Genomic DNA, 26,788 nt, shown 5'->3' on the forward strand with positions numbered 1-26,788 from the left:
TTGTAGTTACAGCACATCTGCACCGTCTCCATACTTAGGTCGATGATCATGAAAGAAGAGCTTAGTATTTTAGTTCAGGCTCAATATCCTCTGATCTACCTCGTCACTTCTGAAGAAGAGCGGGCAGAGCAGGCAATTGCGTCAGTCGCTCAGATCAAACCTCAACGTCGCGTCTTTGTTTGGACGGTGACTCACGGGATTGTCGAGTACGGTCAACCTCGCAATGTCACTCAGCACAACACCGTTTCCCCAGAAGCTGCGATCGAGTGGGTTGTTCGCCAGCGAGAACCAGGAATTTTTGTCTTCAAAGACTTGCATCCGTTTATCGACTCTCCAGCCGTTACCCGTTGGCTCAGAGATGCGATCGCCAGCTTTAAGGATTCCCACAAGTCGATCGTTTTAATGTCTCCCATTCAGCAGGTTCCCATTGAGTTGGAGAAAGAGGTGGCAGTGGTGGACTATCCTCTGCCCAACATGGAAGAGTTAAACCATGTGCTTTCGGCCCAGTTGGATCACTCCCGTCGAGAACAAATGACTCGCCGTTCCGATGCGGCCAGGATCACAACGGAGACCCGCGAGAAGCTGCTTTCAGCCGCCCTGGGTTTGACTCGTGATGAGGCAGAAAAGGTTTACCGTAAAGCCTACGTCACTGCTGGACGCTTGACTGAGTCTGAGGTGGAAATTGTTCTGTCGGAGAAGCGGCAACTGATTCGGCGCAATGGCATTCTAGAGTATCTAGAAGAAGAAGGAACGTTAGAGGACATTGGTGGTTCCGACGATCTCAAACTCTGGTTAAAGCAGCGATCGATCGCCTTTACAGAGCGAGCAAGAGAGTACGGCTTACCCCAGCCCAAAGGTGTCTTGTTGCTTGGAGTTCCAGGTTGTGGTAAATCGCTCATTGCTAAGGCAACCTCTAATGTCTGGCAGCTTCCTCTGCTGCGACTCGATCTGGGTCGGGTGTATGATGGCTCCACGGTGGGGCGATCGGAAGCTAACCTGCGGAATGCCTTGAAGACCGCTGAGTCTGTTTCCCCAGCAATCCTGTTTATTGATGAGCTGGATAAAGCATTTGCCGGAGGAGCTGGATCGGCTGATTCCGATGGTGGAACCTCCAGTCGCATCCTGGGTTCCTTCCTTACCTGGATGCAGGAAAAGAAATCCCCCGTTTTTGTGATGGCAACTGCCAACCGCGTTGAGCGTTTACCGGGTGAGTTCTTACGGAAAGGACGATTTGACGAAATCTTCTTCGTTGATCTACCGAGTGAAGACGAAAGACGACAAATCTTCTCAATTCACCTCGGCAAGCGTCGCTCCGATATCACCCGATTTGACGTGGATCAGTTGGCGAAAATCTCTGATGGCTACTCTGGAGCCGAGATTGAACAAGCCATTATTGCCGCTATGTACGATGCGTTTGCCCACAACCGCGAGTTCACGCAGCTAGACATCATTGCTGCCATCCGGGCAACGTTCCCACTCTCCAGAACCATGACCGAGCAGGTAGAAGCTCTACGGAAATGGGCCCAACAGCGTGCCCGTCCTGCTTCGGACACGGTGGCTGAATATCAGCGACTGGAGTTTTAACAGGCTTTCTCTCCTGCTCCCAACAGGAGGGGAAAGGCTAGTCATCCCTGGCTAGCAGTTCAACAAAACAGCCGCTACTGTTGGCATTCCAACCGCCAAACTGTACGGCACTCTCACACCTAAACTGTTGTCGTTTCTCTCAACTTCTCTACAGGAGGAAATCCTAAAATGTCTCACTTTAGCACTCTTCGCACCAAGATCACTGATGCAGAAATCCTGAAGTCCTCTCTGCGTGACCTGGGCATCACTGTCAAGACTGAAGCTGATGTTCGTGGCTACAATGGTCAGCGCGTTCGTTCAGACATCGTTGCTGTTCTCGAAGGCGAATATGATCTGGGCTGGTCTCGCAATGCAGATGGCTCCTTCGACCTGATCGCTGATCTGTGGGGCGTTGCTAAAAAGCACAATCAGACTGAACTGATCAACTCCATTAACCAAAAGTATGCTGTGAACAAGACTCTGGCTGAAGTCAAGCGTCCTGGCTTGCAGAACGCTAACGTGAAGCTGGTGCTGCAAAAGTAGTCCCTCTCAGCGTTCCCAAATTGACGGGTTAATCCAACCATAGCGGGTTAGCCCGTTTTCTAGTCCGCAAGCTGTCAGTGATTAGCACTACCGATCCAGACCTTAAGAAGCTGGGGATTCGATCGCTAATCACTGACAGCTTTTTGCTGTTTTAGCCTTTTATGTCCGCTTTAGCCGGGAGCATCCTATTGACGTAAATTGAGAAGAATTGCATTCAGTTTTACCCTGCGCCCCATTTCCCCTAAGATCGATAGGACGAAAACTGAAGTAGGGAACTTTAGTCTACAGAATTGCTTCCACTGATTCAGGTCAACTGATTCAGGTCAACTGATTTCGACACGGTATGTATCATCACTGTCACGCGGGTTGCTTCCATTCCCACACATCTTCCACAGCGAGCCACAAGATGCGATCGCTCTGGATCGCTCTACTTTTGATCATTAGCCTGGCTGGGATTGAGGGTGGCGTAGGTTGGATGAGCCACAGTCTGGCTCTGATCGCTGAATCGGGGCATATGGTGTCGGATGCTCTGGCATTGGGAGTCGCCTTGCTGGCTTCCTGGATTGCCAGATTTCCAGCATCAGTGCAAGCAACCTTCGGATATCGCCGGATTGAAATCCTGGCTGCATTGGCCAACGGCATAGGACTCCTGGTTGTGTCGGGTTGGATTGGCTGGGAAGCCCTGGGCCGCCTGGGATCACCAGCGGAAGAGATTTTAAGCATCCCCATGCTGGTGACGGCAGTGGTGGGATTTGTGATCAATAGCATCAACGCTTTTTTGTTGCACAGTGGCAGTCAACAGGATCTCAACCTGCGCGGCGCATTTCTGCACATGGTTGCCGATGCCATCAGTGCGATCGGGGTGATCCTGGCTGCGATCGTCGTTTGGCAATTTAACTGGAACTGGGCCGATAGCGTGACCAGTTTAGGGGTCGCAATATTGATTGTTTTGGGTGCGATTCCCCTGATTCGGCAAAGTTTGCATATTCTGCTAGAGAAGTCGCCCATTCACCTGGATTTAACGCAAATTCAAACGCATTTAGCTGGATTTGAAGGGGTAGAGTCGATTCAGCAACTGCGGATCTGGTCGATCGCCCTGGGTCAGGATGCCCTGATGGCCCATCTCACCGTGCAGATTCCCTCCGGGGCAGTCCGCGATCGGCTGCTGCAACAGATCAAGACCTCGCTACAACAGGAATTTGGCATTCAAGAAATTTTCTTACAGCTCACCGCTCCTGCCCCCATCCCTTTAATCAATCTCTCGCAACCGCAAACCCTGGAGCTTTTAAATCAGCAATTTTCTGACTCGTTATGAGAGTGAATGGAGTCTTCAGTTTTGCCGGGTGAGATCGATCGGGCCAAAGTTAAAGGTGGATGAGGGTGCATCTTTAAAAAGATTTGAGTCAAAGAAAAATCAATTTGGCTGAAGAATTGCTAAACTTCCGAAGAGATCGAATCGCGGGATGAACGAACAACGGTCAACCCACCTTTAAGTACCTTAGCTTTATTGGCTCAGACCATGTCTTGGGGAACTGGACAAAGATTACAGGCAGACAAGTATACCATTGAGGGGATCCTGGGCGTTGGCGGCTTTGGGATTACCTACCTGGCTAAGGATGCGATCGGACAGCCGGTGGTGATCAAAACCCTCAATGAAACGGCAAAGCGGGATCCACGCTTTGAGCAACTTCAGCAGGATTTCGTCAATGAGGCGCTGTGGTTAGCGAAATGCGCCCATCCCCACATCGTCAAAATTCACCGAGTCTTTCAGGAAGGGGGGCTATGGTGCATGGTGATGGAGTACATCGCTGGGGAAAATTTGTGTAACCGGGTGCAACGCCAGGGTGTGCTGTCGGAGGTTGAAGCACTGCGCTACGTTCACCAGGTGGGGGATGCGCTGACGCTAATGCACCAAAACGGCTTGCTCCATCGAGATGTGAAGCCGGAAAATATTATGCTGCGGGTAGGGCGGTCAGAAGTAGTCTTGCTGGATCTGGGAATTGCCCGCGAGTTTACGCCAAATTCGACTCAGGTTCATACGGCCATCCTGTCCAACGGGTACGCACCGATCGAGCAGTACGAGTATCAAGCCCGGCGAGGAGCCTATTCGGATGTCTATGGACTGGCGGCAACCCTCTACTTTTTACTGACGGGAGAAGTGCCCAAAGATGCCCAAATCAGGGCCTATTCCCTGGCACGGCATGGTTCTGATCCAAATGATTCTCCTCGACGGCTGAATTCTGCCATTAGCGAAGTGACGAATCGAGCCATTTTGACAGGAATGGCAGTGGAATCCGCCGATCGCCCCCAGTCAATTCAGGAATGGCTCGCCTTGCTGCCAGACATGACCACCCTGCCCCCTACAGAATTCGACCCGGTTCCCCCATCTTTTGCCGCTGCCTCGACCGGACATTTGAATCCGACCGGAAATCTTTACCCGACCCAGCAGCTTGCCCCAGGACGGCGATCGGCGATGGCAACGCTACCTGTGATGCCCCCTCCCGCATCACCTGCACCGGCTGAGCCTGTGAATAAGCCCTGGCTGCGCTGGCTCGGCATTACGGTTGCGGCTCTGATCATGAGTGCCCTCACGGGGTCAGCGATCGCCCGGTGGTGGTTTCAACAGCAAGCTACAACCCGGTTAGCCACTGCCCAAGAACTGCAAGCAGAAGGGCGATACGAAGATTGCATCAGCGAGGCTCAGGACATTCCAGGGAGGTTAGAAGCGGTTCAAACTGTAGTCAATCAGTGTGCGGCGGGCTTGCTCGATCGGGCAAAAACTCAGGCGGCAAATTCTGATTTTGCTCAAGCCATTCAAGCTGCGATTCAGGTTCCTGCTGAGAGTACCGCCAGCCAGGAAGCCCAGGCTTTAATAGTCGAATGGTCGGATGCCTTACTCCAGCAGGCCACTGCCCTCTATCAAGAGCGGGGTGAATTAGGGGAAGCGATCGAGCTTCTACAGGTCATTCCTGACTCCATTGCCCGCAGCCAGAATCGTGAGGAAACGGTGCAGCAATGGCAAACCGAATGGGCTGCCAACGAGACAGCTTTTACGGAGGTGGAACAAGCTCTGGAGCAGGCGGATTGGTATGGAGCCAGGGAAAAACTGAATGCGCTCACGACTCCCTATTGGCAAAATCGTGCCTCAGAGATGAGTGGAACAGCCAACAGCCAGATTGCGGCGATCGAAGCAGAGGAACAACGCAGACGCGAACAAGCTGCCCAGGAAGCGGCCCAAAATCAAGAGGAATTAACCCTGGCTGCCGCCTACGATCAGTGCCGGGCCAGTGGCGGAAACAACGGTGGAACGGCCTGTCAAACCTATGCAGAGTTGTGTGAAGCCAGTGGGGGAACCTTTGTGGCAGATGCTAACTTTATCGATTGTCTGCCCACCGTTGAACCGGATAAAGCTCCTAAGGAGCAGACCCCTGAATTTGATCTGCCACTAAACAGAAACGATCGCAATCCTGTGCCGCCGATTGAGGAACGGTCATCCTCCAGTCCGAGTTTGATTGTTCCGATCCCCGGCGATCGATAGAGGTTTGATTATTCCAATTCCTGGCGATCGATAGAAGCAACGTACGATTCTTACATGACTATCGAATTCGCGGAAATGTACGATTTTTACATGACTATCAAATTCGCGGGATCGTTCCTGTTGGACTCGCGATTTAATTCGCTGGTATGCTCAGTAACACTCTAAAGTCTTTGTTCCATCTCTCCAAAGATAGATTCGCTTCAATCTAATATGGATTACAGTTTTACGGAAACTTTACAATAATCTGTCTAGATTAGCGATCGGCGTAAAGAAACTATGAACATGAAAGGCTTCTCATGTTCAGTAGAATTATGCACTTTATCATTGGTGAAGGTTAATGAAGTTGAGTAATTGACTGGGCGGGTTCAATGTTCATTGACAAGGGTTGATTTGACTCATGGCAATGTTTCGTTCCAGTCAACTGACTTGTCAGGCTACAGCGGATGTATTCCCCTATACCCAGACAACTCAGACTGTTTCAACATCCTCTGGCGTAGTAGCCTGATAAGTTTCCCTGTGTTGCTTAGGTTGGGTATTTCTCTCAGAATTTAGCAGATGCCGAATTGCTGCTTGTAGGCGGGCTTTATGTTCGCTCGTTCTTTAATGCAAACTGGAATGCAAACTGATTAGACTTCAGTGATTTTTAGTTCCAATTGATTCAAGCTTCAATTTGTGTACGTGTTGTTCGTTGTTTCTGGTACTAAAGCTGATGGATGTAAACGACTCAATCCAGCCTGTTCAAGCAACAGTCTCGATCGTTATACCAGTTCATAATGGAGGGGAGCGTTTTCGCCAGTGTCTGGCTAGCCTTGAGCAATGGGCTGCTTTAGCTCAGGAAATCATCATTGTAGTGGATGGTGGCACCGATCAGTCCTGGCAGTGGGCCAAAGCATCGGGAGCCAAGGTGCTGCGATTTCCGTCTGCGGGAGGGCCGGCGCGGGCTCGCAATGCTGGAGCGCAGATGGCATCGGGAGATATTTTGTTCTTCATGGATGCAGATGTAACTTTGCACACAGACACGTTGCAGCAAATTGTCGATATATTTGGGAAGCAGCCTAATTTAGCTGCCCTGATTGGCTCCTATGATGATGCACCGGGGGAATCCAATTTCTTGTCTCAGTACAAGAATTTGTTTCATCACTATACGCATCAACTCGCCCATGAGGAAGCCTCCACGTTTTGGGGAGCCTGTGGAGCCATTCGTCGCTCTATTTTCTTGGAAATCGGCGGTTTTGATGAACGGTTCCGCTATCCATCGGTAGAAGACATTGAGTTGGGCTATCGACTTAAACGTGCCGGACATCAAATTCAGCTTTGTAAAACGGTACAGGTCAAGCATCTGAAACGCTGGGAGCCGCTTTCACTGTTGAAGGCTGAATTTTTTTATCGGGCCCTGCCCTGGTCAGAACTCATCTGGCGCGATCGCCAATTTGTCAATGATCTGAATCTAAAAACGTCCAGTCGGATTAGTTTAATATTGGCATACAGCATTCTGGTGACTTTCGCTTTCGGACTCCTGTGGCCAAGCGTGTTTTCAGTCACCCTTGCTTTCACGTTGGCATTCTTATGCATTAACGGGTCGGTTTACCAGTTCTTCTATCAGCAGCGTGGTTTTCTATTCGCGCTCTGCGTCATTCCCTGGCACTGGTTGTACTTTATTTACGGTGGATTAGCGTTCGCTATGGGTACAGTACGGTATCACTGGTTTAGCCGCATGGGTAATACGGCACATCTACCCACGATCGCCAGACTTTAACTTATTCAGTGAATCAGGTGATTTAAGGCTTCAGATTAAGGCTTCAAACTAAATCACGCTTATCCTGGTCGCTTTTTCTAAGGCTTCACATGCTTTAGCGTTTAGTCGAGAATTTTTTGGAGGTATTCATGCAAAGTCAACCTGTAGTAATTATTGGTGGAGGACCGGCAGGACTGACCGCTGGTTATGAACTCAGCAAACATGGGATTCCTTCAGTTGTACTGGAACAGGCCGATCGGGTCGGCGGCATTTCTCGGACTGAAACCTATAAGGGGTATCGCTTTGATATTGGCGGGCACCGGTTTTTCACCAAGGTTAGTGAAGTACAGCAAATCTGGAAAGAAATTTTAGGGGATGAGTTCATCAAGGTTCCCCGCCTGTCCCGGATTTACTATCAGGGCAAGTTCTACAGCTATCCCCTGTCGCTACTCAATACCGTTTCCAATCTGGGAATTATTCCGAGCTTTCTGGTACTGATGAGTTATCTCAAGGCCAAAGTGAAGGCGCGGATCAATCCCTCTGAACCGGAAACCTTTGAGGAATGGGTGACGGATTGTTTTGGCGAACGCCTCTACAAAACCTTCTTCAAAACCTACACGGAAAAAGTGTGGGGCATTCCCTGTAACAAAATTCGGGCAGATTGGGCCGCCCAACGAATTCAGGGAATGTCACTCAAACGGGCCGTGATCAATGCAGTATTCGGCAGCCAGAACGCCAAGAGTTTGATCAAGGAGTTTGACTATCCTCTGCTGGGGCCGGGCATGATGTGGGAACGCTGTCAGGAAATCCTGGAGGAACGTGGCTCGAATGTTCACTTGCACACCACAGTGACGCGAGTTGAACGAGAAGGCAAACGGATCAAGAGTATTACGGCCAAGCAAGGCGATCGACTGATTCAGCTGACGGGCGATCACTTTGTTTCCAGTATGCCCGTTACTGCTTTGCTGCATCGTCTTGATCCCCAGCCGCCGGAGCATGTGATGCAAGCGGCACGAGGCTTGAAGTACCGCGATTTCTTAATTGTGTCGCTGATTGTGAATCGGGACAATCTATTCCCCGACAACTGGATTTACATTCACAGCCCAGAGTTTAAGGTGGGTCGTATCCAGAACTTCAAAAACTGGAGTCCGGCAATGGTTCCAGAAGAGGGAAAAACCTGCCTGGGTATGGAATATTTCTGTAGTGAAGGCGACCCGATTTGGGAAATGTCTGACGCTGATCTAATTAGCCTGGCAGGGAAAGAGGCGATCGCCCTCAAGATTGGTGTACATCCGGGAGATCTCGAAGATGGGGTGGTGATTCGTCAGCGCAAGGCATACCCGGTCTACGACGGTGAGTACCGCCAACACCTGCAAGTGATTCAAGACTATCTGGAAACCTTTGAAAACCTGCAAACCGTCGGACGGAATGGAATGCACCGCTATAATAACCAGGATCATTCCATGCTGACAGGACTGCTGGCAGCCAAGAACATTATCGGCGAAACCCATGATCTGTGGGGTGTAAATACCGAACGGTCTTACCACGAAGAGTTCACCAAAGAGGAATGGAAGAGTCCAGAAGAAAAGGATCAGGCAACGCTGTTAGCCGCCGCCTCTAAAGCCTGACTCCCCTCTGACCCTGCCCTCCCCCATAGACGAGAGATGCCTATGATTCGCAGCGAAATTCAGCCGATCGCGGAATCCCCAGCAGTGAATGACGCAACGCCCTTTGTTTCGGTTGTGATTCCTGTCTTCAACGATGCCGTTCGGCTCCAACGATGCCTGGAGGCTCTGGAGCAGCAAACCTATCCATCCGATCGCTATGAAGTGATCGTGGTTGATAATGGCTCTGATTCCGAGGCTCAAATTGCTCAAGTGGTGGCTGCCTGCCCTCAGGCGATCGTTTCCCAAGAGCTGACACCAGGTTCCTATGCAGCTCGAAACAAAGGCATCTCAATGGCTCAGGGGGAGGTGATTGCCTTTACTGATGCAGACTGCATTCCAGCCCTAAACTGGATTGAGCAGGGGGTCAGGTATTTAACCCAAACGCCGAACTGTGGACTGGTGGTAGGGCGAATCGAGATGTTCTTTGAGGAAAACCGGGAAACGCCCGTCGCGCTCTACGAAAGTGTCACGGCCTTCCCCCAGGAGCAACTGCTGAAGGAGCATCAAGGTGGAGCCACTGCCAATGTGTTTACCTTCAAACGGGTGATTGAGCAGGTGGGAGCGTTTAATCCATATCTAAAGGCGCGTGGTGATCTGGAGTGGGGTAAACGAGTTTACCAATCCGGGTATTCCCAGCAGTTTGCCAGCGATGTGCAGGTGGCGCATCCCGCCCGATCGTCCTACTCTGATTTATACAAACGCACCGTTCGTCTGGCAGGCGGCATTTATGACCTCCAGCAACTCCAGTCCCATTCCAGCCTGAAGCGACATTTCCAGTTCAGCCGGACGTTAATTCAGAACCTTGTGCCCCCTGTGTCCTTTATCTGGAATACGCTCTTCGATCCGCGTCTACCTCGCCTGGATCAAAAGCTGAAAGTTGCCTGGGTGATGATTCTGGTGCGATATGTCAGTGCCTGGGAAATGCTGCGGTTAAAGTTGGGGGGACAATCCTTTAGAGGGTAAGGATTAAGGGTAGAAATCAATGACGGACTGCGATCGTTTGGAGGAACATTAAACCGTTATGAGAGTTGCATTTATTGTCTGGGAATTTCCGGTCTTATCGGAAACCTTCATTCTCAACCTCATTACTGGATTAATCGATCGAGGTCATCAGGTTGATATTTACGCCCATGTCACTGGCGATACGGAAAACGTTCATCCCGATGTGGAAACCTATCGTTTGCTGGAGCATACCTACTACATTCCCTCGATTCCCCAAAATCCGATCGCTCGTCTGCTAAAAGGGCTGCATCTACTCTACAACAATGCTCTGAAGCAACCTGGACTGGTTGGACGATCGCTAAATGTTTTTCAGTATGGCAGCCGTGCGGCATCGCTGTGGCTGATCTATGCCATTACGCCCTTTGTGAATCGCCCCCTGGAGCAAACCCGCTATGACATTATCCACGCTCAGTTTGGTACTGATGGGCTGACTGGTTTGCCCCTGCGTCAGGTTGGTGCGATTCAAGGAAAACTGATCACCACCTTTCGCGGTTATGACATCAGCACCTATGTCCGAGAACGGGGCGATCGGATCTATGCTCGATTGTTTCAGCAAGGGGATTTCTTCCTGGCAAACTGCGAGTTCTTTAAACGGCGGGCGATCGAACTGGGATGTGATCCCCACCGGATTAGCGTCCACGGTTCCGGTTTAGATTGCCGTCGGTTTGCCTACCGTCCCCGCTACCCATCTGAAGATGGGGTGATCCGGATTGCCACAACGGGACGACTGGTGGAGAAAAAGGGGATTGAATACAGCATTCGGGCTGTGGCAAAGCTGCTGGAAACCCATCCCAACCTGGAGTACACCATTGTCGGTGAGGGGGAACTCAGAACCCACTTTGAGCGGTTAATTGCTGAATTGGGAGTGGGCGATCGGATTCAGCTCGTCGGTCAAAAACGCCAGCAAGACTTAATTGCAATACTCGATCGCACCCACATTTTTGTCGCCCCCAGCGTCACGGCTCAGGATGGCAATCAGGATGCTCCAGTGAATGTGCTAAAGGAGGCAATGGCGATGGGGCTTCCGGTCGTCAGCACCTTTCATGGCGGAATTCCAGAACTGGTGCAGGACGGGATCTCTGGCTTTCTGGTTCCAGAACGCGATGAGGCTGCCCTGGTCGAAAAAATCGGTAATTTAATTCAGCATCCAGAACGGTGGGTGGCAATGGGTGAAGCCGGTCGAGCCTTTGTGGAAGAACACTATGATATTCAACGGTTGAACGATCGTCTGGTTGCCCTCTACCAGCAGATCATGCGATCGGATCTATCCCAATCGTCTGTATCGGGGGCATTTCGTGAAACGCCCTTACCGGAAGTGTGAAACACCTGAAGGAGGATAAAGTTCAAAATGAGTGATTCCCAAACACCCCAAGTTACGCCCCAAGTTAGTCCTCAAGTTACGATCGTAGTCGTTCCCCGCGAACGATTTAGCTGCACTGAAGCATCCTTAGAAAGTATCTACGCGCATACCACCATGCCCTTTGAGCTGGTCTATGTTGATGGCAATTCCCCAGCCAAGGTGCGACGATACTTAGAAGAACAGGCGAAGGCAAAGCAGTTCCAGTTAATTCGTACCCCTTACTATCTTTATCCCAATCAGGCGCGCAATCTGGGATTAGCCCAGGTCAAAACCCCCTATGTGGTATTTATTGACAACGATGTAGTGGTGACACCTGGCTGGGTAGAAGCACTGGTGCAATGTGCTGAAGAAACTAATGCGATCGTAGTGGGGCCATTGATGTGTCAGCATGAACCCATCCACGAAGAAGTTCACTTTGCTGGAGGCGAGTCCCATGTTTGGGTCGATCGCACGGGCAGACGACGCTTGCGAGAAAAAATGTATCAGCAGGGGCATCAGGTGAAGCAACTCCGTTCCCAGCTCGAACGCACTGAAACGGAGTTAGCTGAATTCCACTGTGTCCTGGTACGAACTGCGATTTTCGACCAGCTCAAACAGCTCGATGAACAAATGCTCAACACCAAGGAGCATCTGGATTTCTGCATGAGCGTTCGGGAAGCTGGTGGTACAGTTTACTTTGAACCCGCCAGCATCGTTACCTATGTTCCAGGCCCACCCCTGGAGTGGAGCGATTTACATTACTATATGCTGCGCTGGAGTGATGCCTGGACGCTGGGAAGCTTGCACCGCCTGCGGGATAAGTGGAACCTAGCGGAGGATGGTTATTTCCAAACCAAGTACAAGAAACTGGGCTGGAGACGCTACGGCACGATTATCGAACCCTTTGTTCGGAGTTTGACCTTTGGGGTGGGCAATCGCTTTCTCACCCGAGCCTTGGCCTGGTTTGAACATAAGCTGAATCGATATTTAACCGATCGCCATGCCCGGATTCAACGCCGGAATGCTGTTCAGCTTCAATCCACTCCCCGTTCTACAGTCGAGATTTCCAGTCCCGTTTCCTCAACCGTATCTTCCCAAAGTTAACCTTCAGCGAACCGCAAAGCATGAGCATCAAACAAAAGGCAGTTAAAGGTGTACTTTGGTCAGCCATCCAAAACTGGGGTAGCCAGGCTGGGGCATTGATCATTTTCTTTGTCCTGGCTCGGCTACTGGAACCCGAAGCCTTTGGTTTGGTCGCCCTGGCGAATGTGTTTTTGGCGTTCATGCAAATCTTCTTAAACCAGGGATTTGCCCAAGCCCTAATCCAGCGAGAAGACCTGGAACCAGAACACCTGGATACCGCCTTCTGGATCAATTTTGGGATTGGTATCATCCTCACGGCCCTGACCCTGGGCACAGCAAATCAGGTGGCGATCGGCTTTAATGAACCCCAATTAGCTCCCCTGCTACGCGGTTTATCGATTGTTTTTCTCATCAACTCCCTGAGCGGTGTGCAGCAGGCCACGTTGGAGCGCAAGTTTGCCTTCAAAGCGATCGCCTTTCGCTGGTTATTGGGGACGATTGTGGGAGGAGTCGTAGGTGTGGGAATGGCTCTATACGGTTTGGGGGTTTGGAGTCTGGTGGGCCAGCAGGTGGTACAGGAACTCGTCGGCGTTTCTACCCTCTGGTTTGCCAGCGATTGGCGACCCGGATTTCGGTTTTCGATTCCCCACCTGCGGCAGCTTTGGGGGTTTGGAGTCAATATTCTGGCGTTCAACTTCCTCAGCTTTTTCAATACTCGCGCTGATGATTTTTTGATTGGGTACTTCCTGGGGACGGTGGCCCTGGGCTATTACAGCATCGCCTACCGAATTTTGGGAGTCTTAACCCAACTGTTGGTCAATACCAGCAACCAGGTTGCACTTCCTTCCTTTGCTCGTTTGCAAACCGATCTCGATCGCTTCCGCAATGCCTTCTACACTGTTACTCAACTCACTAGCTTGATTGCCTTTCCCACCTTTTTAGGCGTAGCAGTCTTAGCCCCCGAACTGATTCTGTTGATGTTTGGCGATCAGTGGGAACCGTCGATCGTAGTTATGCAAATATTGGCGTTCATGGGCATTGTTCGTGCGGTAACTCACTTCAAATCATCTGTGTTCTTGGCGATGGGGAAACCCGCCTGGCGCTTGTGGTTGGGTTTATTAAACGCAGTCATCAGCCCGATCAGCTTCTTGATTGCAGTGCAATGGGGCATCGTGGCAGTAGCATTTGCCTATGTGATTCGAGGGTATTTAGTGTTTCCAGTCGGGCAATGGGCTGTCAGCCGTCTGATTCATGTTCCTCTGATTTCCTATTTGCGGCAGTTTGTTGCACCTCTGGTCAGTTCTTTGGTCATGGCAGTTGTCATTCTGATTACAAAGCAGTGGATAGGCGATAGAGTTTTGCCTATTGTCACGTTAGGAACTGGAATTGTGGTTGGAACGTTGGTCTATGGAATTACAATTCGTTTGCTTTCCCCAAAACTCTTTCAACAACTGTTGGAATTCGTGCAGTTAGCCCTGTCTCGATCACAACGCCAGAATGCCTGAATTGAGCGTTGAAGTTAGATTTTGATTATTCGTTAACAAATCCCTTGCCAACCATGCAACCCGCTTCTCTCAAGGCTTCCTCGCCTCTTCTAAATCCTAAGATCTCATCCTCACCCGTTCGCATCGCTTCGATCGAACTGCTGCACCTTGAACGAACCGTATTAGGAATTCCGGTGTTTCACAGGCGGGGGGAAGATGGACTGTACTTCATCCGCACCCGCTCTACAGATGGCAGAGTTGGACTTGCCGTTGCCCATGAACGCATCAAATATTTTTATCCCATCCTAAAGGAGTTAGTGATTCCGTATTTCGTGGGCAAAGATGCCAGGGATTTAGAATCGCTGATTGATGGGGTTTACACCTTTCGATCGAACTATAAGCTGTCAGGGCTAGCTTTGTGGTGCTGTGTAGCATGGGTGGAGTATAGCCTGCTGGATTTGCTAGGGAAAGTGGCAAATCAGCCGATCGGTGAACTGCTGGGTGGGATGATTCGCTCTAAGATTCCGGTCTACTTATCCAGTTTGCGACGCGATACGACACCAGAAGAAGAAGTGGATTGGGTCGGGCAACGGTTAGCAGAAACTCAGTGCAAAGCCGTCAAGTTTAAAATTGGTGGGCGGATGAGTAACAATGCTGATGCCATGCCCGAACGCACAGAGCGACTGATTCAGCTTGCCCGCAAAACCTACGGGGATCAAATGGAAATTTACGCTGATGCCAACGGTTCCTACGATGCGGCGACGGCGATCGAAGTGGGCAAATTTCTGGAGTCTGAGGGAGTCTCCTTTTTTGAAGAACCTTGCCCATTTGATGAATGGGAAGACACTCAGCAGGTGGCAGATGCACTGTCAATGGCCGTTGCAGGTGGAGAACAAGAAACCAGTTTGCCCCGCTTTCAGTGGATGATGAAACATCGAACGGTGGATCTTCTTCAACCTGACTTAACTTACAACGGTGGATTTCTTCGCACAATGCGTGTGGTTCGGGCAGCCAAAGCAGCCAAGATTCCGATTGCTATGCATAATGCTCGCCTAGGGGTAGATCCGATCTATATGCTTCATTTTGCCTCTTGTTTACCCACTGACTATCAGGAGTACAATGCCAGACCCCAAAAACCAGAATCCTGGTTTACCCCTGATCTCATGGTGAAAGATGGTTCACTGTCCGTCCCGACAGAACCTGGATTAGGCATTCAGATTGATCCAGCAGCATTGCGAAAGACAAAGCGAGTATAGATCCGAGGAAGGTTTTTCGATCATGAATCCAGAATCTCTCCAGTTTTCCATCGTTATTCCCACCTACAATCGTCCTGAACGGTTGCAGAAGTGTTTAGAAGCCATTTCCAAGCTAGACTATCCGTCCGATCGCTTTGAAGTGATTGTGGTGGATGATGGCAGTCCCAGCCCAATGGAACCGATCGCGGCTCCATTTCAGTCATCCTTAAACTTAACCGTCATCCGTCAGGCTAACTCTGGCCCTGCCAAAGCGCGAAATGCTGGAGCCGCCAAAGCCCAGGGACAGTATCTTGCCTTCACCGATGATGACTGCACTCCCTTGCCCAACTGGCTGACGCAACTAGAAGCTAAATTTGCTATTACGCCGGACTGCTTGATTGGGGGACAAACGCTCAATGCCCTGCCCCACAACCTCTACTCCACCGCCAGCCAAATTTTGATTGATTACCTGTACGACTATTTCAATCTGGATGCAGGACGATCGAGCTTCTTTGCCTCCAACAATTTCGCCATGCCAACCCACCGATTCCACGAATTAGGAGGATTTGACACCAGTTTTCCCCTGGCCGCCGGAGAAGATCGGGAATTCTGCGATCGGTGGCTACACCACAATTACACCATGCTCTACGCCCCAGAAGTCCAGATTCAGCATGCCCACCATCTCACCTTAAAAAGCTTTTGGCGACAGCACTTCAACTATGGACGAGGAGCCTTTTGCTTCCATCAAATCCGCTCCCAGCGCAACCAGGATCAGCTCAAAGTTGAACCCTTCGCTTTTTACTCCAGCCTTTTAACCTACCCCTTTGGGCGATCGTCTGGGCAACCCGCCCTCCTGCTGGCACTCCTCCTCTTCCTCTCCCAGCTTGCCAACGTCCTTGGCTTCTTCAAAGAACGATCGCACCAGCCCAACAAACAACTCCACTGGGCCTGACAATTCCCGACTTCCGACTTCCGACTCCCACACTCACGCTCACACTCACTCAAAGGAATCACGCCAATGCTCTACTTCATTGCTGTTTGGATTCTCCTGCTGGTGATCTGCGGCATCATCGGCAGCGGCACTTTGAGCATCTTAAAAGTAGACAGTTTTGACCGATGGGGCGATCGTTGGATTCTATCAGAATGGATCGGCATGATCGTCATTTCAGTCGTGTTACTGGGCATATCGATCGTGCTTCCCGTCAATGCGATCGTCGGTGCGGTCAGTGCGCTGATTCTTTGTACGCTGGCATTCACTCAGGTTCAAACTCGGCATGATATCACTCAATGCCTTAATCACCTCTCCAGGCAAAAGCTCATGGGCGGTTTGGCGTTGGTAGTGGCGATCGCAGCCATTACGGCCCAGGAAGTCACCTGGATGGATACGGGACTGTATCACTATAGCTCGGTGCAATGGCTAAATCGGTTTGGCACGGTTCGAGGTCTATCGCTGTTATTCGAGAATTTGGGCTTTACCTCCGCCTGGTTTGCCCTGGCTGCCCCCTTTAACCCGGCAATCCTGGAAGCCCGAGTCAGTGCGGTCACGAATGGGTTTGCCTACCTGCTGGCTGCCCTACATTTCTGTGTGTGTATGAACTATCTGATCGCAGGACGGGGACGCATAGGCGATCAATTCATCTCCGTTTATTACTGCTTAATTTTGTTGATTCATCTTTTCTTGCAGTCATCCCGCACCATCCTGATCTCCCCCTCTCCAGACCTGCCCGTGCTGTTGTTCGTCGGCGCAACGGCCTGGGCCATGCTTCTGAACTTGAACGCCTTCGCTCCAGCTTCCAAAGCATCAGCGGTTGATTCGCCGCCCGTTCGTTCTCACTCTAATGGGTTGATCGTGCCTCTGTTTCTGGCAACTGGCTCGTTGTCCTTCAAGTTGACTGGTCTACCCATCTTCCTGGGAGCAGGGCTTTACTTTGGGGTCAATCACCTTGTCGTGAATCGCGGCTTGAATTTGCGGCAGTTGTTCACGGCAGTAGGAGTTGTGATGGCGTTGCTCTTGCCGTTTCTAGTTGTCAACGTTCTGACTTCTGGATGCTTACTGTATCCCTCTACAGCGGTCTGCTTTGATGTGCCCTGGTCCCATGATGCCGAAACGCTTCAGTCCGTCGCAAACGACACCCATCGCTGGCTCACCTGGTACGGTACGCCCCCGGATGGAATTCATCCCTGGTTGTGGGCGGCCTGGCAGTGGGTGAATGAGGGGCATACGTTTCGGGCGATGGCGTTTTTGATTGGGTTATCTGCCCTGCTGAGTGGGTATGTTGGAAAAATCGCCTGGTCAGAACGCCGCTATGAGTTGCTTTGGCCAGTGGTGATCAGCGCGATCGGCATTCCGTTTTTTATGCTGACTTCGCCGTTCAACCGCTTCCTTTTGCCCTATTTGTTCATGACTCCCAGCCTGGCGATCGTCCTTTACCTGACGCACCGATCGCACCATCAGCCGCATGGGTCAATTCCCTTGCCGCTCAAAGCCTTCAAACACCCCCTACTACATACCCTGACTCCCCTCTTCCTGGCAGCCCTCCTCACAGCAGGCAGTGTCCGCAGCAATCTTGTCAAGCTCCTGATTCCCCCCCCGATGCAGCAAGTTCCCGTGGCGCAGACGCAAATCAACGACATTCCCTACCGCCTGCCCCTGGATGAAGCGTTGTGCTGGGCGACAGATATTCCCTGTGCCTATGGCGTGCGGCAGGATATCACGTTCCGCGATCCAGAACGGGGACTGAGAGCGGGATTCGTTCAACGGGTTCAGTAGGAGATTAATCATACCAATTTAATTGGCAGAAGTTGCAAATCCTGGCAGGGGCGCACTGCTGTGCGCCCTTACAAAATCCCATCTGCTCCACAAACAATTGGAATCGGTATCAGTAAGAGGGCAGGACAAACCAAAGGGGCCTGGCAGTGCCAAACCCCTACAAATGTGATTTTTCAGGTTAATTAATTTACCAGCCCTAGTAGTAGATCTTGCCGCCTCCCCACTTTTGTCCAACCACCTTGGGTTGAATCAGGATATGTCCGGCGATCGCTACCAGATCATCCTCCGTCAGGTTCCGCATCTTGGGGAAGATGTCGGTACTTTGAGTGCTGGGATGGAGTTCGGCGATCGGCTCCATTCCGTCATAGGTAGTGGGGTTGTGCATATAATCCACTAACGCCTCAAGGTTATTACGAGGTGGCGTTGCTTTGGCTAACGTCGTTGGATCAAGCCCGACGTTTGGATCAGTTTTAGTGATTCCTCCAACGTGGCACTGTCCACAAGCGTAGTTAAACAAACGCTTTCCCTCAGAAACCTGTTGTAGGCTGAGGACAGTCGTATCTCCCTGGTCATTCAATGTTACGGTTCGGGTTGCGGCATCCACTTCAGCAGCGATCGCCCCACCCACAAAGGTTTGAAAAGCAAAAAAGATCGCGATCGCAACAAGCCAGATGTATTTCTTAAACATGGTTCTCCTTGAAAACGTCCTCAGTTATCGGAAGTTCAACATGAGTCAACACAGCGAGGCTCAATCTCTCTCAGTCTGACCACCCCAGAACGCTGTTCCAGGTTCCAGGAGAATGAGGCTCCTCCTGCGGCAAAAAGTGGGGCTGACCAAATGCATCAATCATGGCTGAAAAATCAAAAAGATATGATATGGGCCAGCATCCCAAGCTGTGCGCTGACTAATCAGAATTGAGCAAGTTCTCAATTCATTATCATGCCACTGAATGGACGCTTTCCCAAGCTTCAATCCAATGGTTTTCGTAGAGCCAAGGAAAATTTGGATAGGGAGTCGAACCGTCGGGAGTTGGGAATCGGGAGTAGAGGGTTAGCGGCTGATGCCGATGATCTAGCCCCTAGCGATAATTCGTGAACTGAAGGGCCACCGGGTAATCCTCTTGCTTTAGACGTTGGATCACCTGTTGCAGATCATCCTTAGACTTGGCTGAAACGCGCACTGCATCACCCTGAATCGAAGCTTGCACTTTCTTAAACTCATCCCGAATCAGCTTAGAAATTTGCTTACCCAGTTCTGTGCTAATGCCTTTTTGCAGTTTGATCTCCTGCTGAACCCGTCCTCCACTTGCCGACTCAATTTTGCCGTAATCAAAAATTTTCAGCGATAATTTGCGTCCAGCCGCTTTGGTTTGCAGGATAGTGTGAACTGCTTGCAGCGTAAACTCGCTATCCGTGTTGATGGTAATCACGTTATCACCCAACTCCACCTTTGTTTTCGTGTCTTTCAGGTCGTAACGTGTCCCGATTTCACGACTGGTCTGATCAACAGCGTTGACTAACTCTTGCCGATCGAAATCGCTGACTACATCGAAGGAAGATGAAGAAGCCATAGGCAAATCTAAATGGTTATCGACTTAGATCTCTAGTCTAGAGTCTACCGGGGGATGAACCCGTTTGAATTGATGTTAAAAATTTATTTGCAACAAACTCAACCCCACCAATGTTGCTGTACCGAGTCCGCCCAGACCAAACATCAGCGATCGCAGGAGGGGCAGATTCAGGATATAAAAAACGGAATATAGGCTACGAGCGAAAATATGGACGATCGCAGCCACCGCTGCCAGGGGAGACTGCACCTGAGTGACGTAGGCCATCAAAGCTGCAACCGCAAACAGGGAAAAAGCTTCAAAGGAATTTTGATGGGCCCAGGTGGCTCGCTGCGCAAAGGCGGGCAGCTTGTCCAACATCGTCCGAGGAGCGGCCATATCGTAGCCAACCTTGAACCGACTGTAGGCGACCACCAAAAATGGCGCGTAGACCAATACCATCGCCAGTGCCAGACTCCAGAGCAATACCGTCGGCGTTGAAAGTTGCTGTAAAAACGGCATTCCTGCCCCTAATCAAAGTAAAACAAGGTGACTAATTTCCGCTGATCTTCCGCATCACTACAGGTCTTCAGCAGTGTGTGGCTATCGTGAAAGGCGAAGCAAATTAGCTGTTGACAGCGTGAAATAATTTCCTGGTTGCAGATGGCACTGGCCTCAGCCAGCGACAGTTGATCGTTGGTTGGATTCTCAACCAGATGGATCACCTGTTCGAGCTGATCCCGGGATTCGCGTGGCTGCCGCTCCAGACTTTGAGGCAAAATCACCGTCAGCAGGTTTGGGTCTGCCCGCATCGCACCCCGGATCACAGCGGAATTTGTTCCCGTTGCCCCAGAGGTCAAGATATGGTTTCCCGCTAGCACCAGGGCATAGCTCATTAGCTCAATCAAATGTTGATGGGTAATTGGCACATGACGCGACCCCAGCAGAGCAAGGCGCTTTGACCCGGTTTGCTGGATCGCGGCTAGCTCCTGCAGAAATTCATCAACTCTAGGTATATCGATGGACTGACTCAAAGCCCGTAACTGACAAACAACTGAGATATTCTAGCAGGTGTCGGGGGTAGCGCGATCGTCCTCTTCAAAGCGAAATCAAAAATTTCTCTAGTCTGAAGGATTTACGCGCATAAACATCGAGGTATCTTCCAGGGGGTTCACGCTGCCCAGAATTGCCTCAGTAGGCACTTCATCTAAGCCAGAGGTCGCGTTTAAACCAGGTGTTTTGAGGGTAGACAGATGCCAGTCTCCCAGCAATTTTTCTAGTTCTGGCGAGAGATCTGGAAGCGATTGCACGGTTTGATTCAGAAAGAAAACCAGCGTCAGGCTACCCAAACGAATGCGATCGCCATCGCACAAAAGCCGTGGTCGGCGAATCGGTTCACCGTTGACGTAGGAACCATTCCGGCTCCCCAGGTCAATCAGATAAAACCCAGCATGTTCAACATACTTCAGAGCCGCATGACAGCGAGAGAGGCGGGCATCTTGAATGGGAAGCGAAACCCGGCGCGGATCTCGCCCAATCACCCAGGTATTTTGCGGTTGTACGAGCGTCTGAGTTTTCCCTTGCAACAAGTTGGTGGTGAGAGAAACTTCCTGCTCTACAATGACCCCCTGAAGATAGGGAAGTGGCACCTGGGACAGGGTTTTGCTACCTGAATGCTCTAAACTTAAAATTTCGTCCAGTAATCCCCGATGGTGCTCATAGAGCTTTAGAAATACCTGATACATCCTGAGGCGATGCTGTAATTCACCACCGTCGCAGGTATCCATGAAGTCTAAGGTGTAGGAAGCTAAGTCATCAATGAGTGGCATAACCGTTCAACCTGCCAGAGGAACTTTTCTCCTGCTAGTGTTTGTTGATTCAGTCCCAACAGAGGTTTAGCAGCCAACCCCTGAGGAAATTTACAGATAAAATCACGTATAGATTCCCAAAGCCAGCTTATTGTTCCCAGACTTGTAAAGAAAACCGCATGATTGCGGAAATTCTTGAATTAACCTAAAGAAGTATTCACAATGCTAAACATAGGTTATTAAAAGCTGGGCTGTACTGAACCCATGCCATGCAGTTTTGCGGAAATTACCGGGTTTGTCGCAAAAATTCCAGTAGTTCCCGATTAACTGTCTGGGGAACTTCTTGCTGAATCCAGTGCCCACAGTCCCGCAGCCGCTTTAACTTCATGGGAGCTTTGACCAGCTTCTCCATGCCATCCAGTAATTTTTGGCTGAACAAAAAGTCTTCTTCTCCCCATAACACCAGGGTGGGCACCGTAATGGGATGGGGGGATTTCCACCAGTTGGTCATCCAGGTTTGGGGTGCTAAAAACTGCCGATAGTGATTTAAAGCGGCAGAGAGTACCCCTGGTTTTTCCAATGCAGCCTGATAAATCTCCGTATCCCGCGTGGTAAAGGCTCCTTTGCGAACCGCCTGTCCTTGAAACAGGTTTTGCACAATGCTGGGCAGATTTTGCTGAATCACCCATTCGGGCAAGCCAGGCACCTGAAGGGCCAGCAAGTACCAACTGCGGCGCAACTGATCGACATTACTCAGTAACTCTTGGGTAAAGCGATGGGGATGGGGCGCGTTCAGCACGGCCAGGCGATCGATCAATCCGGGAAACCGCTGGGCAAAATTCCAGGCGATGGTTCCTCCCCAGTCGTGACCCACAACATGGGCTTTCATGTATCCCAGGTTCTCAATCAAGCCGTGAATGTCTGCTGTCAGGGTATCCAGGTCATACCCATGAGCAGGCTTATCGGAATCGTTGTAGCCGCGCAAATCAGGCACCACGACTTTGAAGTGACGCGCCAGTACCGGAATTTGGTGCCGCCAGGAATACCAGAACTCTGGAAAGCCATGCAAAAGGATGACTAAATCCCCGTCTCCTTGGGTCACGCAATGTAAACGAATGTGGTTGGTTTCAATGAATTGATGTTGCCATCCGGTTGCCAGTGCGGTCATAGCGAGGAGCGAGGAAAGAGTAGTGATCGATACAAATATACCGTTTGCTGGAGGCGATCGGGGAGGGAGAAAATACGGCAATGGATAGATTGTCAGCGAAGCCAGTTACCTGAGCATCCACCCGCCGGATCTCTGTTTAGCCTCCATTCGGGGGTGCATGACCTACATCGCCTGGCAGACAAGATGCCTGTGCTATAGACGAGCCATTTTAGGATCATGGATTAAATAATTAAGTAACCTGTAAAGCGTTTTACGTTGCTGACTGGGCGGGCAAGATGCCCCCCCACCAGAGTTACAGATTACTCAGTTCGCATCCCTGAGCATCAAGCCCGACTACGCTGATAGCGATTGGCCCTGGAGTAATCTCCGATCGCATAGCAGGCAGTCCTGATGCAAGCAATCACCTGTTGCTCTAAGCGGGTGTCCTGAATTGTCTGAGCAACGGCTAGACGCTGTTCGTAGCAATCGATCGCTCGTTGGTAGTTTCCTAAATTCTCAAAAATGATGCCCAAACTTTCCAGTGCTTGCTCCTGATGGCGATGATCCTTCATTTTTCGGTCAGGGCCAGGCGTTGTTGATGATAATCAATTGCCTTGAGGGATTCTCCCAGTGTGAAGCAAGCACTCGCCAGATTCTTCAGAATTTGCATTTCACCTTGTCGATCAGGAAGCTGACGGGCGATCGTGAGCAACTGCTCATAGCATTCCACGGTCTGCGCATAGTTTGACATCGCGTGGTAAGCATTCCCCAGGTTCCGCAACACCTGCCCTTCCACCTGCAAATCCCTCAGCTCAGCGGCAATAGCAAGACTTTGTTCATAGTAATAAATTGCCTGGGGTGAATCTCCCATCGCCTTATAGGCCATGCCCAGGTTATTCAGAGCCGCCATCTCACCACGACGATCTTGAAGCTCCTGAGCCACCTGAAGACTACGCTGCTTATACTCGATCGCCCTGGGATAGTCTTCCATGTGGCGAAACGCATTTCCCAGGTTGGCCAGTGCCTGTCGTTCCGTCTGCCGATCCCCAAGCTGGCTGGCGATCGTGAGACTTTGCCGCGAACAGGCGATCGCTTCCGGGTAATTTCCCAGCGCATAGTAGCTTAAGCCCAAGCCACTCAATGCTCGACCTTCTCCAGGGAGATCCTGGACGGTGCGGTAAAGCTGCAAAGCTTGCTGTAGCGTTTTGAGGGCTGCCTGAGTATCGCGGATTTGATACTGCTCAATCCCTTTTTCCAGCAAACAATCGGCTTCGGCTTTGCGAGGGTTGACGAATCCTGATTCGCCTTCCTGAAAGCGTTCTGAAGGGGGGACAAAGGTTCCGTGTTTATCATCAAATGCTTTCGACATAGCTATACCCATTCAGCCCTGAATGGTGAATCTCAGCGTATAGGGCAATCAATCAAATTCCAAATTAATAAAACCAGGACTTTTATGCCTTTCGGTTAAGCAGCTTGAGAGCCTTTCAAAATTGAAATCACAGCATTGAAATCACAACTCTTCAAGCGGCAGATGCATGGATGTCGTCCCTAAATCCACTGATTCTTATGTATTGAAATCGAGATGAAATCAAATAGTCGAGATTGAACGATTATTGGAAACCAAGCGGTGTTTTGTCAACACTCTTAAAGCTCCAATTGAATTGAGTTAGTTCAGCTACACCCTTGGACAGACGAGTCAGAGGTCTGATTCATCGTCCGCTTTTACTTATATATCAGGTTTATGATGGAATGGGGGATAACGCCCACAGTATATGTCCTGAATTCTCGCAAATTTCAAATTCTGGTTTACGAAATCTTTTTGAACCCCTCCGAGGAAGCCCGGAAGCTGCAATGCCTGTTTTTGATTCTGCTTTTGATGCCGAACGCCTGCTGTTTACGCCTGCCACACCTGATTTTGATGCCACTCCAGTTATTTTTGCCTTTCCCAATGAGTACAGTGTGGGCATCACCAGCCTGGGCTATCAGATCGTCTGGGCCACCCTGGCGGTGCGATCGGATCTAGCGGTCAGTCGTTTATTTACGGATATTCAGGAACCGCTCCCGGCTCAACCCAACCTCCTGGGCTTCTCGCTGTCCTGGGAATTGGACTATGGCAATGTGTTCAGCCTGCTGGAGGCGTTGGGTATTCCCCTGCGAGCAGCCGATCGCCTGAGTGCCCATTATCCCCTCGTTTTTGGGGGTGGCCGGTCTTGACGGCGAATCCAGAACCCTTTGCGGATTTCTTTGATGTGATTCTGCTGGGAGATGGGGAATTTTTGATCGATGCCTTCATTGATGCCTATCAGCAGGTGCGTCACGCCGATCGCCCCACTCAGCTCCATCATCTGGCTCAGGTGCCTGGGGTCTATGTGCCCAGTCTCTACACCGTGACCTATACCAGTCCAGAGGGGCCGATCGCATCGATTCAGCCGATCGACTCCCAGATTCCAACTCAGGTGCAGAAGCAAACCTATCGCGGCAATACCCTCTCCGCTTCCACGGTCGTCACTGAGAAAGCCGCCTGGGAAAATATCTACATGGTGGAGGTGGTGCGCAGTTGTCCAGAGATGTGCCGCTTTTGCCTGGCCAGCTACCTGACCCTGCCGTTTCGGACTGCCAGCCTGGAAGGGTCTTTGATGCCTGCGATCGAACGCGGTTTACAGGTGACTCACCGGCTGGGTTTGTTGGGGGCTTCCGTCACCCAGCATCCAGAGTTTGAGGCATTGCTGGACTATCTAGACCAACCCCAGTATGATGACGTGCGGATTAGCCTGGCCTCAGTCCGAACCAATACCGTGACGGAAAAACTGGCACGGATTCTGGTGAAACACGATACGCGATCGATCACGATTGCGGTGGAAAGTGGCAGCGATCGACTGCGGCAGATTATCAACAAAAAATTGACGAACGAGGAGATTATTCAGGCGGCGATCAACGCTAAGGCAGGGGGACTGAGTAACCTGAAGCTCTACGGCATGGCAGGTGTTCCGGGGGAAGAACCAGAGGATCTGGAACAAACCGTGGCGATGCTCAAAGCCATTAAAAAGGCGGCTCCTGGATTGCGGCTGACCTTTGGTTGCAGTACCTTTGTGCCCAAGGCCCATACCCCTTTCCAATGGTTTGGCGTGAATCGTGAAGCCGAAAAACGGCTGAAATTTCTGCAAAAACAACTGCGTCCCCAGGGAATTGATTTTCGTCCTGAAAGCTACAACTGGTCGGTGATTCAGGCTTTGATCTCCAGGGGCGATCGCCGTTTATCTTACCTGCTAGAACGGGTGCGGCACTATGGCGATTCCCTGGGCAGCTACCGTCGCGCCTTTAAGGAACTGCGGGGACAGTTGCCTGATCTGGACTTTTATGTCCATGAGAACTGGTCAACGGAGCAAACCTTACCCTGGAGTCATATCCAGACAGCCCTTCCTGCGGCAACGTTAATCAAGCATCTGGAAACAGCCCTGGCCACCGGGCAAGGGGAATCGATCGAATTTGCAGCACCCGTCATTCCAGAAGCCACCTCAGGGGCGATCGGATAAACGCAAATTACTTTGTCCGCCGATCGGCCCCTGTAAAATCCAACCCTCGAAGGGAGCCGTCAGGTACATCCAGTTGCGATTTTCGTTTTGTACGATCAGGGCGGGAAAACTGCTGGGAGTCACAATTTCACCATTTTCAACCAACCCGATCGCCGAAGCATCGACCGTCGGTTCCGTATAAACAACTAGATTGTTCCCGCTCCCTACGTCTACGAGCAACTGCTCTATGTTGCCCCAATCCGATCGCACGGCCGTATTGATGATCGTGTAGGCAAATCGGCCATCGATCCAGCAGCCATATTCCACCTGACCTGTCCCAACTTGATCCAATAAAGTACTGAGCCTGAACCAGTTGGGGAAAGCGTCGATCGGCTGCCCGGAAACGCTAGCGCAAAGGGCTTGTAGTTCCCTCACCCCATTGACTTCTGTTTCAGAAAAACCCGAATTAAAATTTGCCTGTCTGACTGAGCCGATCGGCTGCCACTCTCCCCAACCACGTCCTGGTGGATCCACCTGATTTGGCTCCACCCCAAGGGCTTGAGTAAATCCTGGAATTTGGACTGATGCTGCTACTAATGCTGCGACTAAAACCGTAGATGCCAGGGAAACTGAAAACGGGATGAACGATCGCATACCACTGCCTGATAGCTGTAACTTTGAATTTTGCCATTAAGCAGAAAAATTGTCAGCACAAGGTTACCGGGTTGACACCCCTCAGCGGTGAAGGCTTTGCAAGTACATAATCTCCAGCATTACTGATTAAACTGGTCAACATGACCGAGCTTGATCAAGGG

General features: G+C 50.8%; 22 protein-coding genes and 1 pseudogene. 14 read left to right on the top strand and 9 right to left on the bottom strand.

The window, feature by feature from the left end; all coding sequences use genetic code 11:
- The first annotated feature begins 48 nt into the window (after positions 1 to 48).
- The 13 genes from ACM1PF_RS30015 to ACM1PF_RS30075 all read left to right on the top strand — a co-directional run bounded on the left by ACM1PF_RS30015 (position 49) and on the right by ACM1PF_RS30075 (position 17,959).
- Positions 49 to 1,584 carry a stress-responsive protein Ycf46 gene (locus ACM1PF_RS30015; protein ID WP_416670019.1) on the top strand — a complete coding sequence of 512 codons (1,536 nt, stop codon included), beginning with the start codon at positions 49 to 51 and terminating at the stop codon, positions 1,582 to 1,584.
- A 168-nt stretch (positions 1,585 to 1,752) separates the two neighbouring features.
- Complete coding sequence (locus tag ACM1PF_RS30020; protein ID WP_416670021.1) at positions 1,753 to 2,106, top strand: DUF1257 domain-containing protein; 354 nt, start codon at positions 1,753 to 1,755, stop codon at positions 2,104 to 2,106.
- Positions 2,107 to 2,449: 343 nt separating this feature from the next.
- Positions 2,450 to 3,421 carry a cation diffusion facilitator family transporter gene (locus ACM1PF_RS30025; protein ID WP_416670022.1) on the top strand — a complete coding sequence of 324 codons (972 nt, stop codon included), beginning with the start codon at positions 2,450 to 2,452 and terminating at the stop codon, positions 3,419 to 3,421.
- Positions 3,422 to 3,625: 204 nt separating this feature from the next.
- Positions 3,626 to 5,644, top strand: a complete 2,019-nt coding sequence (locus ACM1PF_RS30030; protein ID WP_416670024.1) for a serine/threonine protein kinase — start codon at positions 3,626 to 3,628, stop codon at positions 5,642 to 5,644.
- Positions 5,645 to 6,353: 709 nt separating this feature from the next.
- On the top strand, positions 6,354 to 7,400 hold the full coding sequence (locus tag ACM1PF_RS30035; protein WP_416670025.1) for a glycosyltransferase family 2 protein: 1,047 nt from the start codon (positions 6,354 to 6,356) through the stop codon (positions 7,398 to 7,400).
- Positions 7,401 to 7,528: 128 nt separating this feature from the next.
- Positions 7,529 to 9,007, top strand: a complete 1,479-nt coding sequence (locus ACM1PF_RS30040; RefSeq protein WP_416670026.1) for an NAD(P)/FAD-dependent oxidoreductase — start codon at positions 7,529 to 7,531, stop codon at positions 9,005 to 9,007.
- A 42-nt stretch (positions 9,008 to 9,049) separates the two neighbouring features.
- Positions 9,050 to 10,009, top strand: coding sequence for a glycosyltransferase (locus ACM1PF_RS30045; protein WP_416670028.1), 960 nt, complete (start codon positions 9,050 to 9,052; stop codon positions 10,007 to 10,009).
- A 58-nt stretch (positions 10,010 to 10,067) separates the two neighbouring features.
- Entirely contained in the window at positions 10,068 to 11,369 is a 1,302-nt protein-coding gene (locus tag ACM1PF_RS30050) for a glycosyltransferase (RefSeq protein ID WP_416670029.1), read from the top strand.
- A 27-nt stretch (positions 11,370 to 11,396) separates the two neighbouring features.
- On the top strand, positions 11,397 to 12,491 hold the full coding sequence (locus ACM1PF_RS30055) for a glycosyltransferase family 2 protein (RefSeq protein ID WP_416670031.1): 1,095 nt from the start codon (positions 11,397 to 11,399) through the stop codon (positions 12,489 to 12,491).
- Positions 12,492 to 12,511: 20 nt separating this feature from the next.
- Entirely contained in the window at positions 12,512 to 13,975 is a 1,464-nt protein-coding gene (locus ACM1PF_RS30060) for a lipopolysaccharide biosynthesis protein (RefSeq protein WP_416670033.1), read from the top strand.
- 53 nt (positions 13,976 to 14,028) lie between these two features.
- Complete coding sequence (locus ACM1PF_RS30065; RefSeq protein ID WP_416676860.1) at positions 14,029 to 15,210, top strand: mandelate racemase/muconate lactonizing enzyme family protein; 1,182 nt, start codon at positions 14,029 to 14,031, stop codon at positions 15,208 to 15,210.
- Between the two features lie 22 nt (positions 15,211 to 15,232).
- Positions 15,233 to 16,141, top strand: a complete 909-nt coding sequence (locus tag ACM1PF_RS30070; RefSeq protein ID WP_416670035.1) for a glycosyltransferase family 2 protein — start codon at positions 15,233 to 15,235, stop codon at positions 16,139 to 16,141.
- A gap of 66 nt (positions 16,142 to 16,207) precedes the next feature.
- Positions 16,208 to 17,959, top strand: a complete 1,752-nt coding sequence (locus tag ACM1PF_RS30075; protein ID WP_416670037.1) for an LIC_10190 family membrane protein — start codon at positions 16,208 to 16,210, stop codon at positions 17,957 to 17,959.
- A gap of 196 nt (positions 17,960 to 18,155) precedes the next feature.
- Here ACM1PF_RS30075 and psbV read toward each other — a convergent pair whose 3' ends face one another.
- The 8 genes from psbV to ACM1PF_RS30115 form a co-directional block, all read right to left on the bottom strand.
- The gene (psbV, locus tag ACM1PF_RS30080; protein ID WP_416670038.1) at positions 18,156 to 18,647 is read right to left on the bottom strand and encodes a photosystem II cytochrome c-550; all 492 of its coding nucleotides are present in this window, start codon (positions 18,645 to 18,647) and stop codon (positions 18,156 to 18,158) included.
- 391 nt (positions 18,648 to 19,038) lie between these two features.
- A complete protein-coding gene (locus tag ACM1PF_RS30085; RefSeq protein WP_416670039.1) occupies positions 19,039 to 19,530 on the bottom strand; it encodes a YajQ family cyclic di-GMP-binding protein in 492 nt (163 codons plus the stop codon).
- A gap of 75 nt (positions 19,531 to 19,605) precedes the next feature.
- Entirely contained in the window at positions 19,606 to 20,028 is a 423-nt protein-coding gene (locus ACM1PF_RS30090; protein WP_416670041.1) for an MAPEG family protein, read from the bottom strand.
- A gap of 8 nt (positions 20,029 to 20,036) precedes the next feature.
- On the bottom strand, positions 20,037 to 20,540 hold the full coding sequence (locus ACM1PF_RS30095; RefSeq protein ID WP_416670043.1) for a DNA recombination-mediator protein A: 504 nt from the start codon (positions 20,538 to 20,540) through the stop codon (positions 20,037 to 20,039).
- Positions 20,541 to 20,627: 87 nt separating this feature from the next.
- Complete coding sequence (locus tag ACM1PF_RS30100; protein WP_416670045.1) at positions 20,628 to 21,335, bottom strand: FHA domain-containing protein; 708 nt, start codon at positions 21,333 to 21,335, stop codon at positions 20,628 to 20,630.
- Positions 21,336 to 21,600: 265 nt separating this feature from the next.
- Positions 21,601 to 22,482, bottom strand: a complete 882-nt coding sequence (locus tag ACM1PF_RS30105; RefSeq protein ID WP_416670047.1) for an alpha/beta fold hydrolase — start codon at positions 22,480 to 22,482, stop codon at positions 21,601 to 21,603.
- A gap of 323 nt (positions 22,483 to 22,805) precedes the next feature.
- Positions 22,806 to 23,033: a tetratricopeptide repeat protein gene (locus tag ACM1PF_RS30110; protein ID WP_416670049.1), complete on the bottom strand. Its 228-nt coding sequence runs from the start codon at positions 23,031 to 23,033 to the stop codon at positions 22,806 to 22,808.
- Entirely contained in the window at positions 23,030 to 23,830 is an 801-nt protein-coding gene (locus tag ACM1PF_RS30115; protein WP_416670051.1) for a tetratricopeptide repeat protein, read from the bottom strand. Before ACM1PF_RS30115 ends, ACM1PF_RS30110 begins: the two co-directional genes overlap by 4 nt.
- Positions 23,831 to 24,312: 482 nt before the next feature.
- On the opposite strand from ACM1PF_RS30115, the pseudogene ACM1PF_RS30120 reads away from it, so the two are divergent.
- Positions 24,313 to 25,994: pseudogene (locus tag ACM1PF_RS30120) on the top strand (B12-binding domain-containing radical SAM protein).
- On the opposite strand, the gene ACM1PF_RS30125 reads toward ACM1PF_RS30120, so the two are convergent.
- Positions 25,977 to 26,627 (bottom strand): hypothetical protein, encoded by a 651-nt coding sequence (locus tag ACM1PF_RS30125; RefSeq protein WP_416670052.1) that lies wholly within the window; start codon positions 26,625 to 26,627, stop codon positions 25,977 to 25,979. The pseudogene ACM1PF_RS30120 and the gene ACM1PF_RS30125 sit on opposite strands and share 18 nt — an antisense overlap.
- Positions 26,628 to 26,788 lie beyond the last annotated feature (161 nt).

This window comes from Egbenema bharatensis FJBBOT/2019 (assembly GCF_048077055.1).
Taxonomy (GTDB): Bacteria; Cyanobacteriota; Cyanobacteriia; order Elainellales; family Elainellaceae; genus Egbenema; species Egbenema bharatensis.

Coding starts and splice junctions, on each gene's coding strand:
- ACM1PF_RS30045 (WP_416670028.1), top strand. CDS start 9,050: ATGATTCGCAGCGAAATTCAGCCGATCGCGGAATCCCCAGCAGTGAAT.
- ACM1PF_RS30110 (WP_416670049.1), bottom strand. CDS start 23,033: ATGAAGGATCATCGCCATCAGGAGCAAGCACTGGAAAGTTTGGGCATC.
- ACM1PF_RS30085 (WP_416670039.1), bottom strand. CDS start 19,530: ATGGCTTCTTCATCTTCCTTCGATGTAGTCAGCGATTTCGATCGGCAA.
- ACM1PF_RS30065 (WP_416676860.1), top strand. CDS start 14,029: ATGCAACCCGCTTCTCTCAAGGCTTCCTCGCCTCTTCTAAATCCTAAG.
- ACM1PF_RS30105 (WP_416670047.1), bottom strand. CDS start 22,482: ATGACCGCACTGGCAACCGGATGGCAACATCAATTCATTGAAACCAAC.
- ACM1PF_RS30020 (WP_416670021.1), top strand. CDS start 1,753: ATGTCTCACTTTAGCACTCTTCGCACCAAGATCACTGATGCAGAAATC.
- ACM1PF_RS30060 (WP_416670033.1), top strand. CDS start 12,512: ATGAGCATCAAACAAAAGGCAGTTAAAGGTGTACTTTGGTCAGCCATC.
- psbV (WP_416670038.1), bottom strand. CDS start 18,647: ATGTTTAAGAAATACATCTGGCTTGTTGCGATCGCGATCTTTTTTGCT.
- ACM1PF_RS30055 (WP_416670031.1), top strand. CDS start 11,397: ATGAGTGATTCCCAAACACCCCAAGTTACGCCCCAAGTTAGTCCTCAA.
- ACM1PF_RS30090 (WP_416670041.1), bottom strand. CDS start 20,028: ATGCCGTTTTTACAGCAACTTTCAACGCCGACGGTATTGCTCTGGAGT.
- ACM1PF_RS30050 (WP_416670029.1), top strand. CDS start 10,068: ATGAGAGTTGCATTTATTGTCTGGGAATTTCCGGTCTTATCGGAAACC.
- ACM1PF_RS30030 (WP_416670024.1), top strand. CDS start 3,626: ATGTCTTGGGGAACTGGACAAAGATTACAGGCAGACAAGTATACCATT.
- ACM1PF_RS30100 (WP_416670045.1), bottom strand. CDS start 21,335: ATGCCACTCATTGATGACTTAGCTTCCTACACCTTAGACTTCATGGAT.
- ACM1PF_RS30035 (WP_416670025.1), top strand. CDS start 6,354: ATGGATGTAAACGACTCAATCCAGCCTGTTCAAGCAACAGTCTCGATC.
- ACM1PF_RS30070 (WP_416670035.1), top strand. CDS start 15,233: ATGAATCCAGAATCTCTCCAGTTTTCCATCGTTATTCCCACCTACAAT.
- ACM1PF_RS30015 (WP_416670019.1), top strand. CDS start 49: ATGAAAGAAGAGCTTAGTATTTTAGTTCAGGCTCAATATCCTCTGATC.
- ACM1PF_RS30075 (WP_416670037.1), top strand. CDS start 16,208: ATGCTCTACTTCATTGCTGTTTGGATTCTCCTGCTGGTGATCTGCGGC.
- ACM1PF_RS30125 (WP_416670052.1), bottom strand. CDS start 26,627: ATGCGATCGTTCATCCCGTTTTCAGTTTCCCTGGCATCTACGGTTTTA.
- ACM1PF_RS30040 (WP_416670026.1), top strand. CDS start 7,529: ATGCAAAGTCAACCTGTAGTAATTATTGGTGGAGGACCGGCAGGACTG.
- ACM1PF_RS30025 (WP_416670022.1), top strand. CDS start 2,450: ATGTATCATCACTGTCACGCGGGTTGCTTCCATTCCCACACATCTTCC.
- ACM1PF_RS30115 (WP_416670051.1), bottom strand. CDS start 23,830: ATGTCGAAAGCATTTGATGATAAACACGGAACCTTTGTCCCCCCTTCA.